Below are 14,765 nucleotides of genomic sequence, written 5' to 3'. Positions count from 1 at the left end.
CCGGACCCGATCCGACGCACTCTTGCAGGAGTCTAAACTTAAAACAAGCCTGGCAGACTGCAATACAATCGACCGTACGCACTGCGCACGAGTTTCACCGCCGAACAAGCAAGAACAGAACGGTTACCCTTCAGGAGAGCGACAGCAATGTCAGAACGCGAATCGATGGAATATGACGTAGTCATCGTGGGAGCGGGACCGGCGGGACTGGCCACGGCCATCCGCCTCAAACAACTGGCCCAGGAAAAAGAACAAGAACTGAGCGTCTGTGTTCTGGAAAAAGGGGCCGAGCTCGGTGCCCATATCCTGTCCGGCGCAGTCATGGACACGCGCGCCCTGGACGAGCTGATCCCCGACTGGAAAGCCAAGGGGGCTCCAGTCAGCGTCGAAGTCACCGAAGACAAATTCCTCTTTCTGACCGAGAAAAGCGCCCGGGCCACGCCCGAATGGCTATTGCCCGACTGTTTCAAGAACCACGGCAATTACATCGTGCGCTTGGGCAATGTGGTGCAGTGGCTGGGCGAGCAGGCCGAAGCACTGGGCGTGGACATATTTCCCGGCTTTGCCGCCGCCCATGTGCTCTACAACGACAGCGGTGCCGTACGCGGCGTGGTCACCGGCGACATGGGCGTTGCCCGCGACGGCACCCATACCGCCCATTATCAGCCCGGCATGGAATTGCTGGCCCGCTACACCGTGTTTGCCGAAGGCTCACGCGGTCACCTGGGCCGCGAACTGATCGCGCGTTATGCGCTTGACCAAGGACGCAACGCGCAAAGCTACGGCATCGGCATCAAGGAACTATGGGAGGTCGACCCGTCCCAATCCCGCCCGGGCCTGGTCACGCACACGGCTGGCTGGCCTCTGGACTCGGACACCTATGGCGGCTCCTTCCTGTATCATCTGGATAACAATCTGGTCATGGTGGGCATGGTGGTGGGCCTGGACTACGCCAACCCCTGGCTGTCGCCCTTTGAAGAATTCCAGCGCTACAAAACACACCCGGCCATACGCCCCACGTTCGAGGGCGGCAAGCGCATTGCCTACGGAGCCCGTTCGCTGACGGCCGGTGGCTTGCTAGCCCTGCCCAAACTCAGTTTCCCAGGCGGCGTCATGGTGGGCTGCGAAGCCGGGTTCCTGAACGCCTCGCGCATCAAAGGCAGCCATGCCGCGATCAAGTCGGGCACACTGGCTGCGCAAGCGGCGTTCGAAGCCTTGCAGGCCGGTCGCCAACACGACGAATTGACCCAGTACCCCCTGCAATTCGAGCAGTCCTGGCTGCACGAGGAGCTGAACAAAGCACGCAACTTCAAGCAATGGTTCAAGAAAGGTCGCTCCATCGCATCGGTCATGACCTTTGTGGAACAGGGATTGCTCAAAGGCAAAATGCCCTGGACACTGCGCAACGACAAACCCGACCACGCCTGTCTGCAACCGGCGGCCGAATGCGCCCGCATCGACTACCCCAAGCCCGATGGCAAGATCACCTTCGACCGTCTAAGCTCCGTATTCATTTCCAATACCAACCACGAAGAAGACGAGCCTATCCACCTGACCCTGAAAGACCCCAAGGTCCCGGTGGCTGTCAATCTGGCCCGCTATGGCGGCCCGGAAGCCCGGTTCTGCCCTGCCGGGGTGTACGAATTCGTAAAGACCGAAACAGGCGACGACAGGTTACAGATCAATGCGCAGAACTGCGTGCATTGCAAAACCTGTGATATCAAAGACCCGACCCAGAACATTGTCTGGGTTCCGCCCCAAGGCGGCGAAGGCCCGGTTTACAGCGGCATGTAAAACCAGGTCCGTCTCCGGGCACGCCGTCGGCGTGCCCGGAGACGCCTCCACAAACCGATCCGCATCGCCACAACATGCCCTGGGGCAGGGCTTTACCGCCCAGGCATCCTTTCATCGGTTTGCGCCTGCCGCGATGGCCAATTCACGATCAACAAACCCAGCAAAATCAAGGCTGTACCCGCCAGCTCCAGCGCCGTCGGCTGCTCACCCAGAATCAGCCAGGCCAACACGATAGTCAAGGCCGGCACGCCCAGACTGGACATGCCGGCGACGGCGGCACTGACGCGGCTCATGACCGCCATCCACAACAGCCAGCCCACGCCGGTGGCCACCACGCCCAAAAACAGCACGCCGGTCAGCATAGGCCATTCCATAGAAGGCGCGCGCTGCGGCACCAGCCAAGCCAAAGGCACCACAATCACCATACCCAGAAAGCACTGCCAGACAGTGGCATTGAGCAAGGCCACACGATGGCGCTGAAACAGCATCTTGGACAAGACCGCGCCCAGGCCCCAACTGACGCCGCTGAGCGCAGCCAGCGCCGCGCCCAATGCGCCTCCCATGCCCTGCCAAGGAGCAATAATAAGCAACAAACCGCCCAGGGCGGCAAACATGCCCAACACATGCCGTCGCTGTGGCCTCTCGCCCAGCAAAGGCCAGGAAAACACCACAATCCAAAATGGCATGGTGTAAGCCAAGGCCACCATTTTTCCGGCTCCCCCCGCCTGTAGGGAAAACTGACTCAGCAGTTGAAAACCCACCGTCTGGAACACAGCCACGCCTAGGCTCAGTTTCCAGGGAGTGGCCTGCAATTGCAGGCCTTTAAAACGCATGAACCCCCACAGAAACACAAAGGCCAGCCCGTAGCGCGCCGCGATCAGGTCAACCGGGCCGATATGGGTGGTCATGGCTTTCATAACGACCCAGCTCATGCCCCACGTCAACACCACCAGGCCCATCAGGAGCAATGCCACCTTGTCCTGCGTCTGCCCTTTATTCAAACCATGCCCCCAATACCCAAAAAACATCAAAGTGGCACTATGCTACGCCAAAGCACCCCACGAAGAAACGCACCCCACATGCGCCGACACGCCCCAAGCGCAGAGAACCTCGGGTTCTCGCCAGGCCGGGCGTGGCGAGAACGGCATCGCTGTGCTTGGCCCAAACGGTGGGACATCTGCGCACGCCGTACAAGGCATCAACTATCCGCTGAATTTCCCCTTTGGCATAAAGCCGTATAGCCAGGGCGATGTCATCGGTGTTATGGGCCGTCCGAGTCTGCTGCGTCTTGAATGGTGTCTTCAAAAAGGCAGTTTGTCATCGACTGGGTAAACTGACTCCCGACATTCTGCGAAGAACCATAAAAAAACCCTGGTCCGTAAACAGACCAGGGCTAAACAGGAACTACCGAAAAAAAGAACGTCGTGTATTAGTGTGCTTCGGAGAGCTGATCCAGGATCGCAGGGTTCTCGAGCGTGGATACGTCTTGGGTAATGGGTTCGTTATTGGCCACGAAACGCAGCAGACGACGCATGATCTTGCCCGAACGAGTCTTGGGCAGGTTTTCACCGAAGCGGATTTCACGCGGCTTGGCGATAGGCCCGATTTCCTTGCTGACCCAGTTGCGCAATTCGGCGGCGATCTTGTCTGCCTTCTCTCCCGAAGGCAGATCGCCATTCAGGACCACGAAAGCCACAATTGCTTCGCCGGTCGTGGGGTCGGGTTTGCCGACTACAGCGGCTTCGGCCACCAGTTCGTGCGCCACCAACGCCGATTCGACCTCCATCGTGCCCAGTCGGTGACCCGACACGTTCAGGACATCGTCGATACGGCCCATGACCCAGAAATAACCGTCGGCATCGCGCTGCGCGCCGTCACCGGCCAGATAATAGCCTTTGAGTTCGGGCGGGAAGTAGCTTTTGACGAAACGATCGGGATCGCCCCAGATGGTGCGGATCATGTTGGGCCACGGCTTGCGGATGACCAGGAAGCCACCATTGCCGCGCTCGGCTTCTTCGCCGACTTCGTCCACAATCGCTACGTCCATGCCCGGAATAGGCATGCCGCAGGAACCAGGCTTGAGCGGGGTGGCACCCGGCAGCGGTGTAATCACATGACCACCCGTCTCGGTCTGCCACCAGGTATCCACGATGGGGCAGCGTTCGCGGCCCACATTCTTGTAGTACCACATCCAGGCTTCGGGGTTGATGGGTTCGCCCACCGAGCCGATGATGCGCAAGGTATCCAGGTTGTACTGCTTAGGATGCACGGCCTCGTTGGCTTCGGCTGCCTTGGTCAGCGACCGGATCGCCGTGGGGGCCGTGTAGAAAATGGTGACTTTGTGCCGTTGAATCATGTCCCAGAAGCGGCCCGCATCCGGATAGGTGGGCACACCTTCGAAGACAACCTGCGTCAGGCCGGCTGCCAAAGGACCGTAGGTAATGAACGTATGGCCCGTAACCCAGCCGATGTCAGCGGTACACCAGAATACATCGCTGTCTTTGGCATCGAAGGTCCATTGCACACTGAGCAGCGCGCCCAGCAGATAACCGGCGGACGAATGCTGTACGCCCTTGGGCTTACCCGTCGAACCGGAGGTGTACAGAACAAACAAGGGATGTTCGGCGTTGACCGGAACCGGGGCACAATCGGCAGACTGTCCCTTGACCACGTCATCCCACCACAGGTCGCGGCCCTGATTCCAGACCACGGGGCCACCGGTACGCTTGTAAACCACTACATGGCGAACGGCTTCGCAATCGCCGCCGGCAAGGGCTTCGTCCACGGCATTCTTCAGGGGGATGGCGCGACCGCCCCGACGCTGTTCGTCGGCGGTAATAACCAAAGAAGCACCAACGTCCACGGCACGCTCGTGCAGGCTTTTCGCGGAAAAGCCACCGAATACCACCGAGTGGGTAATTCCCAGACGTGCGCACGCCTGCATGGCCACGATGGCTTGCACGGACATGGGCATGTAGATCAGGGCACGTTCGCCGGTCTTGTAACCCAGAGCCTTCAAGCCATTGGCAAACTGACAGACCTGTTCATAGAGCTGACGGAAAGTGACCTTGGTGACTTCGCCGTCGTCCGATTCAAAGATCAGGGCAACCTTGTTTTCGGTAGGCGTGCCCAGATGTTTGTCCAGACAATTGGCTGACACATTGAGTTCGCCGTCATGAAACCACTTGTAGAAAGGCGGCTTGCTGTCGTCCAGGATTTGTGTAAAGGGCTTGGTCCAGACCAGACGATCCCGGGCCAGCCCGGCCCAATAGCCGGGGTAATCGTTCTCGGCCTGCTGGCACAGATCCTGATAGGCCTGCATGCCTGAAATTCGTGCATCGCGTTCCAGATCTGGAAAAACTGGGAATACCCGGCTTTCCGACAGGACGGATTCAATGGACGTAGCACCGCTCATGTTTTTGGCTCCTTTTTCTTCCAGATTTGGTGTTTTAAACAAGCAGCATCCAGGCTGCTTGTATTGATTTTGCATAAACGTACCGCGCCAGACTTACTCGATCCTGACAGTGGCGCTGGCCCGATCGCGGGCCTGGATGCCGCGCGCGAAGTTCATGCGTGACAATATCAGGAGTCCTGCCACAAAAAACAGCCCCGTACACGCCAGCGCCAAACGGTGATTACCACCGCTGACCCAGGCGATGAGGCCGTACGAAACCGGCCCGCATACGGCAGCCAATTGAATCGCAAACGTCCACAAGGCAAAAAACTCCGCCAGACGGCCCCGTGGGGCCAAAACACCCACCATCGCCCGACCGGCGCTTTGACTGCTGCCTATGCACAGGCCTGCCACGGCGGCCGCTATCCAAAAACTGGCCAAGGAACGTGAGCTGACGGCAATCGTGACCATAACCAGCCAACCGCATAAAGTCAGGGTAAGCGCGCGACGGTGACCTATTTTGTCCTGCACATGCCCAAATACCAATGCGCCTACCGCCGCAGCGATATTGACGGTAAAAATTAACTGCATGGTCTGTGCCATGGTAAAGCCCATCGCCTCGGTCGCATAGACTGCCGACAAGGTAATAATGACGGCAATACCTGCCTGATAGAACGCGCCGCAAAAAAGCAGGGTGCGAAAATCGGGAAAATCCCGGCTGACTTCGTGCCAGGAAAAAACCAGACGACGCAGCATGCCCCTGTCGGCCGCTTTGCTGGGCGCGCTGCGTTCACGCAACAGCAAAAATGCGGGCATGGCGGACAGGGCAAACAACGCAGCCGTAATCAGCACAATACCCGGTACGTATTGTTGGGCAGTCCATCCCTGCCCACTCGCCCAGCCCAGAAACGCCAAGGACAGCCCCAAAGCCAGCATGCCGCCAAAGTACCCAAACCCCCACCCCCAACCCGACACACGGCCCAAGGCCTGCGGGCGGGCAATCTCGGGCAAAAAGGCCCCCACGACCGACTCACCGATGCAATAACAATAATTGGATAGGGCAATAAAGAGCAGCACCCACGCAATGCCCCCGTGCCCGGCCCAGAACAGCATCCCGGTAAAAAGCACACAACCCACCGTGCTGCTAAATAACAAACGGCGCTTGCCGCGACGCGCGTCAGCACGCGCACCCAGCATAGGCATGGTCAGCATAATGGCCAGATACGACAGCGAGAGCGCCACCGTCCAGGCCAATGTCCCCCAGGTACGCCCCTGAGCCACCACACCGACGAAATACGCGCTGTATACACTGGTCAGGATGACCGTGGTGTAGCCGGAGTTTGCAAAATCGTACATGGCCCAGGCCCAGAGCTCGCGCAGGCGCACACCTTCGTTAAGGGATTTCCCCAGGCCTTTCCCCCGCAATCGCATCATGCAAAGCATCCTTAATTGTCATTAAAAAACATCAAAACCAGCGCATCTTCCACATATCCAATGACAAGCACATGACAACAACACTTGCACTCACCATTTGGCCTATATACATACTTTGAAACAGTATGATTCAGTAGAGAATTTGAGCTTTTCAAAGCTTTACGATGGGATTTTCCTCCGGTACACTGCCTTACCATTGAAGTAGAGCAACGTTCGGCAAGGTATGCGCTTTTAGCCATACTTACAGCCCTGATACCCATCAATTGCTGCTAAGTTCAGCGAAAATAGGCATCAAGGTTGTGCTGCTACCCACCAAGTCCTTAAAAAAGCCTCGGTCATGCCGCCACATTACCTGAATCCGCCAGCGCTTCTGCAATCTGGCTATCGTAGCGTTAAATACCTACTTATTGCAGCCGCGCTTGCCTTGACTGGTTGCGCCACCACCGGCACGCAACAAGCCAGTTCGCAACAACAGCTCGACGACGAATACTACGCCGACTACGATTTCCAGACCGAATCCGATCCGCTGGGTGCCTATCTGGCCAACCGCGCCCGCAACGATATCAATATCGCCTACAGCAGCGAACGCCGTCAAAATCGCGGCGAAGCCCGCGAATCGGCTCGTGGCGGTCATACTCCCGGCATGGCATCCACCGCTCTTTCCTTCCTGGGCGTCAAATACAGCTTTGGCGGCGATGCCCCCAGCACCGGCTTTGACTGCAGCGGCCTGGTCTCCTACGCAGCCGAAAAGTCCCTGGGGCTAAAGCTGCCACGCCAATCCAAAGACATTGCCAAACAAGGCATATCGGTCAACCGCAGCGAATTGCGCAAGGGTGATCTGGTCTTTTTCAATACCCGTGGCGCACGCTATTCGCATGTAGGCATCTACCTGGGCGATGACAAATTCGTGCATGCTCCCCGCAGTGGCTCGGTAGTGCGTGTAGAAAACATGCAGACCACCTATTGGAAAAAACGCTATAACGGTGCCCGCAGGCTGGCCGCCGCCCAAACCGATACCGGCACCCGTCTGCGCAGCGTCAAGTAAGGGTGCCTGTGCAAGATAAAACAGCGCCTTCAAGGCGCTGTTTTTTTGCCTGATCGGCCTTCCCTGCCACACGCTCTACACCCGAAACACAGATTGCCCCTCGTGGGCCTGCCTCTGTTGCGATTCGCTGTGTGCCCCTATGGCCCGCCCAATAAAAAAACCGCTGCATCGCTGGTGCAACGGTTCTTTTTTTCAGCGCCTTAAAATCCCATCGATGCCACGGCATGAGACATGGCCGATCGCGGTGCCTAGTGGGCCTTGGCCTTGTTCAGCGGGCAGGATTCGCAATAGCCGCACTGTGCCAATGCCTGCTTCATGCTGCAGACCGAGCGACGACAAGCCAGTACCTGAATGCCGGATTTCTGGGCAGCAGTGCGAAATGTCTTCATCACATTGTGGCCCAGGAAATCAGTCAGCAAAATCAACAGATCGGTGCCTGACGGCAACTGCAATGTTTTTTTCTGGTGAGCCGGATCACGTCCGCTGATGTGGTGCTTGATGGTGATGTTGTGAATCTTGAGCAGATCCGGGATGTTGCCCAGGCGATCCGCCCCGACAACAACAGCACTGACAAATTGCGACATGGGAACTCCATCAAGGTGTGAAAGTTAGTTAATGATAATAATTCTTATTACCATAGTCAATTGCAATGATAGTCTGTTGCAAATTTTATGGGCAGACACATCAAGCCCTTTTCACGAACAACATCGAGGGAGCGATAAGAGAAGACAACAATCCTGGACACCCGTATTACAGGCGAGGCGGGAGGCTCGAACGGCCTCCCGATAGATCAAAAGAATCGGCTCAAGGAGCGATAGACTGGCTTTCATCCAAGGCATTTTGCACCACGTCCCGGGTCAGCGCCGGTGCCAGCATTTCCAGCAATACAAAAATATAATCGCGCAGGAACGCTCCAGATTTGACCGCAACCCGCGTGTGGTGGGTGCCGAACAAATGCCCCGCCGACAGCCCGACCAGGCCTTTATCCCGACGCGGATCAAACGCCACTCCGGCAATAATGCCTATGCCCAGCCCCACATCCACATACGTTTTGATGACATCCGCATCAATGGCTTCCAACACGACATCAGGCGTGATGCCTTCGGCAGCAAAGGCTTCGTCAATCGAGCGACGTCCCGAAAACGCATGGTCGTAGGTAACGATGGGATACTGGGCCAGGGTCTTGATGGATAGCTGCTTGTTAGACGGCAAATCGGCCAGCGGATGATCCGGGCGCACCACGACCGTGTGCTCCCAGGAGTACACAGGCAAAGCCACCAACCCAGGAGTGCGGGCCAGACTTTCGGTCGCAATCGCCACATCGGCCTGCTCATGCAGCACCATCTGGGCCAGGGCCGTGGGATTGCCTTCCGCCAGGGACATATGGACCTTGGGAAAGCGTCGGCGGAACTCGGGAATGACCTTGGGCAACAGATAACGCGCCTGCGCATGGGTACAACCTATCACTAGGGCACCTTCATCACGACGCGCAAAATCGTCGCTGACGCGTTTGAGGTTATCGACCTCACGCATGATGCGCTCGATGACTTCGGCAACGGCCTCGCCCGGACGGGTCAGGCCCTTGATGCGCTTGCCATGTCGCTCAAAGATCTTGATGCCCAGCTCATCCTCGAACTCGATGATGGCTTTGGACACCCCAGGCTGGGACGTGTAGAGCGAACGGGCCGCTTCAGTCAGATTGAAGTTGCGCCGTATGGTTTCACGCACAAATCGGAATTGCTGTAGATTCATATAATAGCCCCATGTACGAGGCTATTATATGTAATAAGACAAGCCTTATATATTATATAAAGTAATAAGCTTAGGTCCGCAACTTACTTCATCGTAATCGTCGTATTAACAGTATTGGCATGGGCCTGCCAGCGCGCAGTCACCGTCTTGGCCTGCGTCCAGAACTGCACGGCCTGCTTGCCGTTGGGCCCCAGGTCACCCAATTTAGAGGCGCGCGAACCGGTAAAGCTGAACCAGGCCACAGGAACCGGGATGGGGATATTGATACCGATCTGGCCCACATCGATCATGTTCTGAAAGTAGCGCGCATGGCCGCCGTCCTGGGTAAAAATCGATACCCCATTGCCATTAGGGTTGCGGTTGATGAATTGCACCGCCTGCTCCAGGGTATCCACCTGCACGACACACAAAACCGGTCCAAAAATCTCTTCTTGATAAATACGCATCTGCGGCTGAACATCGCTAAAGATGGTCGGCCCCACGAAGTTGCCCTGCTCGTATCCGGGCACCTGCACTCCGCGCCCATCCAACAACAGATTCGCTCCCTCCTGGACTCCGGCCTCGATCAAGGCCTCGACGCGCTGCCGCGCGCGCGGCGACACCAATGGCCCCAGATCAGCCTGTCGGTCTGTGCCCACATTGACCTTCAGGGAACGGGCCCGTTGCGCCAGATCGTCGATCCACTGCCCGGTCTCGCCCACCATGACAGCCACCGAAATTGCCATACAGCGCTGCCCGGCAGCCCCAAAAGCCGCCCCCAACAATTGATTCAAGGCCACATCGCGATCGGCATCGGGCATGACGATGCAATGGTTCTTGGCTCCCATCATGGCCTGACAACGCTTGCCCGCTTCAGTGGCGCGCCGATACAACTGCGTGCCTACGGCGGTTGAGCCGATAAAAGACACTGCCTTGACATCGGGATGGGTGACCAGGGCATTGGTAATGTCGGCCCCGCCATGTATCACATTCAGCACGCCGGGCGGCAAACCCGCCTCCAGAGCCATTTCCGCCAGCATCAGGCTGGATGTAGGATCTTGTTCGGATGGTTTGAGCACAAACGTGTTTCCGCAGGCCACCGCCAGCGGAAACATGAAACATGGCAACATGACGGGAAAGTTAAAGGCCGTCACGCCCGCGCAGACACCCAGCGGCTGGATCAAGGTGTAGACATCAATGCCGCTGGCCGCATTTTCCGCGTATTCGCCCAACTGCAAAGACACGATCGAGCAGGCATGCTCGATCACTTCCAGGCCACGCCCTACTTCGCCTTCGGCATCCGGCAAGGTTTTGCCGTGTTCGCGCGAAATCACCTTGGCCAGTTCGCTGCTGCGCTCGCGCACCAGACGCTGCAGATTAAGCATGACGCGCATGCGCGTGCCCTGACTGGAATGACGCCAGCTCTCGAACGCCTTGGCGGCGCTGGCGACAGCCATCTCCAGTTCTGCCTGGGTCGCAAAAGGGACACGCGCGACGACTTCCTGATTGGACGGGTCCAGTACATCTTCCCAGTGGGTGCTGCCGGACTGCACGTGCTGCCCATCGATCAGCAAAGGTACGCGAACGGGTTCTGTCATTGTTGTCTCCTGTCTGTGCATAGGATGGCTGTTGCCCAAACGGCTTGGCCTTGTATGAGGGTTCTTATCGAGTGTAGAAGGCCACCGGACTGTTTACCATGATGAAAAATGCACAGGGGCTGGGCATAAATGCACAAAGCAATACTTTCAGAGCGGCGGCACCATGGACTGGGATAATCTGCGCTACTTCCTGGAAGTGGCCCGTTGCCAACGCATCAGCCTGGCAGCCCAGCGTCTGGGTGTTCAGCACAGCACCGTCGCGCGCCGCATTCAGGCCCTGGAGCAGGAGCTGGGCCTGCGGCTGTTTCACAAATCAACAGTCAGCGGCTACAGCCTGACCAGCGATGGGCTAAACCTGCAGCAACGCCTGGAGCCGGTCGAAAACCGTTTGTTGGCGGCACGCGATGCCCTGGCCGGCAAAGCACGCCCTCTGTCCGGAACTCTGCGCCTGGGGTGCACCGAAGCGTTTGGCAGCTATGTGCTGACGCCCTTGCTCAGCCAATTTCAGGCCTGCTATCCCGACCTGACCCTGGAGCTGCTGCCTGTTCCCCGCCCTATTAGCCTGTCGCGCCGCGACGCTGATCTGGCCATCGCCCTGGAACGTCCCCAGCGCGGCCCCTACTGGTGCACCCGACTGGCGGACTACAATCTACGTTTGTACGCCCACGCCGACTACCTGAGCGCCCACCCGCCTATCGAGCAGATTCAGGACCTGTCGCAGCACCGCTTTATTGCGTATGTAGATGATTTGCTGTTTAGCGACAGCCTGCGCTATCTGGAAGAAATCGTGCGCAGCGCCCCCGTGCGCTTTCGCAGTACCAGCGTCATCGCGCAGTACCAGGCCACGCTCCAGGCGCAAGGGCTGGCCGTGCTGCCCTGCTTTCTGGCGCAGACCGACCCACGTCTGCGCTGCGTGCTGCCGGAACAGATCGAACTGCGGCGGCGCTTCTGGATGTTCTGCCACGAGGAGCAGCGCCATAATCCCAGCCTGACCCGGCTCTGGCACTACCTGAAGCACGCCGTACAAGAGCGCCAGGCCCTGCTGGACGGGGCTTGACCGCCCGACATCCAATCTAGAAATGACTAAGGGGCCCTAAGGCCCCTTTAAAACCGTCAAGCCGCAGGCGGCTTGGGTGCCTTGACGCGCAGCCTGCGCCACATCATGAAAACCATCACGCCCAGGAACAAGGCGTGTACAAGCCACAGGCCGACTTCAAACCTTAATTGTCCCTGGCCTATCCAGCCACGCGACAAATTGATGAGGTTCATGTACAGCAGCCCCACCAGCCCGGCCATCAGGATATTGCCCGAACGCCCCATGCGCGGGTTGACGGCCCCAAGCGGAATGGCCAGCAAGGCCAGATTCAAAGCCGCCAGCGGCAAAGCAAAGCGCCACATGATTTGCGACAAGGCTTCGGCGTTGCCATCCCCGAACAGCAAGGTGGTCTGGCGCGCCTTGATTTCCTGCTCGGCCCGGGCTCGTATGGTTTCCGCTGTATTGCCGCTATCGCGGCTTTCCAGACGAATACCGTAATTCTCGAAATCCACCACGCGAAACTGGGCCTGCCCAGGCTTTAAGTCGTAACGATGGCCGTCGCTCAGCACCAGAAAGCGATCCCCATTGGGATCATCCTGCAGGCGGGCGCTGTCGGCCGTCACGATGCTGACCCATTCGGGCTCGATGACACGCGCGATCACATTACCCAGCTCGTCGCCCTCTTGCTGCGGCGAGTCCGCATAGAATACCCGCCCACCATTTTCGGACTCGATGAACTGTCCGGCCGTGACTTTGCTCAGGTCCGAACGCTGCTCGAAACGCTGCCGGTATTCGGCGATTTGCCGATAAGCCCAGGGCGAAGCCTCCAGTGTCAGCAACGCAATCAGCACCGCTACCGGAATGGCGCAGCGCAACACCGGCGCAATCCAGTCCTTGAGCGACAGGCCGCTGGCAAACCACACGACCATTTCCGAATCGCGGAAGCTGCGGGTGACGGTGGTGAGCACCGCAATGAACAGGGAAACGGCAAGAATAATGGGTAAGGCCGTGATACTGGAGAACGCAGCCAGACCCAGCACCACATCCGGACCAATGGAGCCATTGGCCGCTTCGCCCAGCAAACGCACCAACAGCACGCTCAGCCAGACAATCAACAAGGTCGACAAAACCACGCCGCCATGACTTAGTATTTCAGAGACCGCAGAACGTTTGAATAGAGACATGAGAGAATTTGCGGGATAATCGCCAATCAGATTTGCGACCTTGAGGATAGTTGAATGGAATTTAGCACACAGACATCCGCTTCTTTGCACCAGATTAAGACTGCCGCGCTGGGCGTGGGTGTCTTTGCACAGGGCATCCTGAGTCCCGCAGCGGAATTGATCGACCGCGCCAGCAACGGTGCCGTCAGCGCTGCCGTCAAGGCCGAGTTCAAAGGCAAGCCCAAGACCCACCTGGTGCTGCGCAACCTGCCCGGCGTCAAGGCCGAACGGGTCATTTTAATCGGCTTGGGCGTTCAAGAGGAGTACAAAGCTGCCACGCATACGGATGCGCAAGCGTGCCTGGCCGACTATTGTATCCAGGCTGAGCTGCCGGAGGCGGTTTCCGCTCTGGCCAGCGTCGATTGCACCGGCACGTCCCTGCGCAGCCGCGCCCAGGATGCCGCCCTGGCGGTGACCCGCGCTCTGTATCGGTACACCGCTACCTTCAGCAAGCCCGAACCCGCGCCAAAGCTCAAGAAATTCCTGCTCTGGACCGCACGCACCCAAGCTGGCGAGGCCAAGGCGGGGCTGGAGCAAGGCCAGGCCGTGGGCAATGGCGTCAATCTGGCCCGCTTGCTGGCCGATCTGCCCGGCAACGTCTGCACGCCGACCTACCTAGCCCAGACCGCCAAGCAGCTCAGCAAAGAGTTCAAATCGCTGAAGGTCGACGTGCTGGAGCGCAAGCAGCTCGAAGCTCTGAAGATGGGTTCCTTCCTGTCCGTGGCCCGTGGCTCGGACGAGCCGCCTGCCTTCATCGTGCTGCGCCACACGCCCAGCAGCAAAAAAGTCCACGAAGACGGCCCTATCGTGCTGGTGGGCAAAGGCCTGACGTTTGACTCGGGCGGCATTTCCATCAAGCCCGCCGCCAATATGGACGAGATGAAGTACGACATGGGCGGCGCTGCCAGCGTGCTGGGCACCATGCGTGCCGTGGCTCAGCTGGACCTGGATCGCGAGGTCATCGGTGTGGTGGCCAGTTGTGAAAACATGCCCAGCGGCCGCGCCAACAAACCCGGCGATGTAGTCACCAGCATGTCCGGCCAGACCATCGAAATCCTGAATACCGATGCAGAAGGCCGACTGGTGCTGTGCGATGCGCTGACCTACGTGGAACGCTTCAAGCCCGCCGCCGTCATCGATATCGCCACCCTGACCGGCGCTTGCGTAGTCGCCCTGGGCCATGTGAACAGCGGCCTGTTCTCGACTGACGACGAATTGGCCGACCAACTGCAACAGGCCGGCAAGCAGACGGGTGATACCGCCTGGCGCATGCCGCTGGAAGACGCCTACCAAGAGCAGTTGCGCTCTAACTTTGCCGACATCGCCAATATCGGCGGCCCACCGGCCGGTTCGGTCACAGCCGCTTGCTTTCTGGCACGCTTTACCAAAGCCTATCGCTGGGCACACCTCGATGTAGCCGGCACCGCCTGGCGCGGCGGCAAGGATAAGGGTGCCACGGGTCGTCCGGTTCCCTTACTGGTCCAATACCTGCTGAATCAGGACCGCTAGG

Annotated in this window: 11 protein-coding genes; 4 read left to right on the top strand and 7 right to left on the bottom strand. The window is 58.5% G+C overall.

The features are described 5' to 3' along the window. Positions 1-147 precede the first annotated feature (147 nt). Entirely contained in the window at positions 148-1,794 is a 1,647-nt protein-coding gene (locus tag AADW57_RS06295) for an electron transfer flavoprotein-ubiquinone oxidoreductase (RefSeq protein WP_341669194.1), read from the top strand. A 92-nt stretch (positions 1,795-1,886) separates the two neighbouring features. Here the strand turns inward: AADW57_RS06295 and AADW57_RS06290 are convergent, their stop codons facing one another. From AADW57_RS06290 to AADW57_RS06280, 3 genes are all read right to left on the bottom strand, one after another. Then, positions 1,887-2,822: a DMT family transporter gene (locus AADW57_RS06290; protein WP_341669193.1), complete on the bottom strand. Its 936-nt coding sequence runs from the start codon at positions 2,820-2,822 to the stop codon at positions 1,887-1,889. 401 nt (positions 2,823-3,223) lie between these two features. Next, positions 3,224-5,209, bottom strand: coding sequence for an acetate--CoA ligase (gene acs / locus AADW57_RS06285; protein WP_341669192.1), 1,986 nt, complete (start codon positions 5,207-5,209; stop codon positions 3,224-3,226). Positions 5,210-5,302: 93 nt separating this feature from the next. After that, on the bottom strand, positions 5,303-6,622 hold the full coding sequence (locus tag AADW57_RS06280) for an MFS transporter (protein ID WP_341669191.1): 1,320 nt from the start codon (positions 6,620-6,622) through the stop codon (positions 5,303-5,305). Between the two features lie 337 nt (positions 6,623-6,959). Between AADW57_RS06280 and AADW57_RS06275 the strand changes: the two genes are divergently transcribed. After that, positions 6,960-7,667, top strand: a complete 708-nt coding sequence (locus tag AADW57_RS06275) for a C40 family peptidase (protein ID WP_341669190.1) — start codon at positions 6,960-6,962, stop codon at positions 7,665-7,667. Between the two features lie 248 nt (positions 7,668-7,915). Here AADW57_RS06275 and AADW57_RS06270 read toward each other — a convergent pair whose 3' ends face one another. From AADW57_RS06270 to AADW57_RS06260, 3 genes are all read right to left on the bottom strand, one after another. Beyond that, a complete protein-coding gene (locus AADW57_RS06270) occupies positions 7,916-8,251 on the bottom strand; it encodes a DUF2325 domain-containing protein (protein WP_341669189.1) in 336 nt (111 codons plus the stop codon). 220 nt (positions 8,252-8,471) lie between these two features. Further along, entirely contained in the window at positions 8,472-9,419 is a 948-nt protein-coding gene (locus tag AADW57_RS06265; protein WP_341669188.1) for a CysB family HTH-type transcriptional regulator, read from the bottom strand. A gap of 83 nt (positions 9,420-9,502) precedes the next feature. Continuing rightward, positions 9,503-10,996, bottom strand: a complete 1,494-nt coding sequence (locus AADW57_RS06260; protein ID WP_341669187.1) for a CoA-acylating methylmalonate-semialdehyde dehydrogenase — start codon at positions 10,994-10,996, stop codon at positions 9,503-9,505. A gap of 163 nt (positions 10,997-11,159) precedes the next feature. On the opposite strand from AADW57_RS06260, the gene AADW57_RS06255 reads away from it, so the two are divergent. After that, positions 11,160-12,053 carry a LysR family transcriptional regulator gene (locus AADW57_RS06255; RefSeq protein ID WP_341669186.1) on the top strand — a complete coding sequence of 298 codons (894 nt, stop codon included), beginning with the start codon at positions 11,160-11,162 and terminating at the stop codon, positions 12,051-12,053. Between the two features lie 56 nt (positions 12,054-12,109). Here AADW57_RS06255 and lptF read toward each other — a convergent pair whose 3' ends face one another. Then, on the bottom strand, positions 12,110-13,216 hold the full coding sequence (lptF, locus tag AADW57_RS06250) for an LPS export ABC transporter permease LptF (RefSeq protein WP_341669185.1): 1,107 nt from the start codon (positions 13,214-13,216) through the stop codon (positions 12,110-12,112). 54 nt (positions 13,217-13,270) lie between these two features. On the opposite strand from lptF, the gene AADW57_RS06245 reads away from it, so the two are divergent. Then, entirely contained in the window at positions 13,271-14,764 is a 1,494-nt protein-coding gene (locus AADW57_RS06245; RefSeq protein WP_341669184.1) for a leucyl aminopeptidase, read from the top strand. Position 14,765: the final 1 nt, after the last annotated feature.

The organism is Alcaligenes sp. SDU_A2, assembly GCF_038237375.1.
Classification (GTDB): Bacteria; Pseudomonadota; Gammaproteobacteria; order Burkholderiales; family Burkholderiaceae_B; genus Alcaligenes.
Note: the sequence above shows the minus strand (reverse complement) of the source record. Positions and strands in the feature narration are given on the sequence as shown.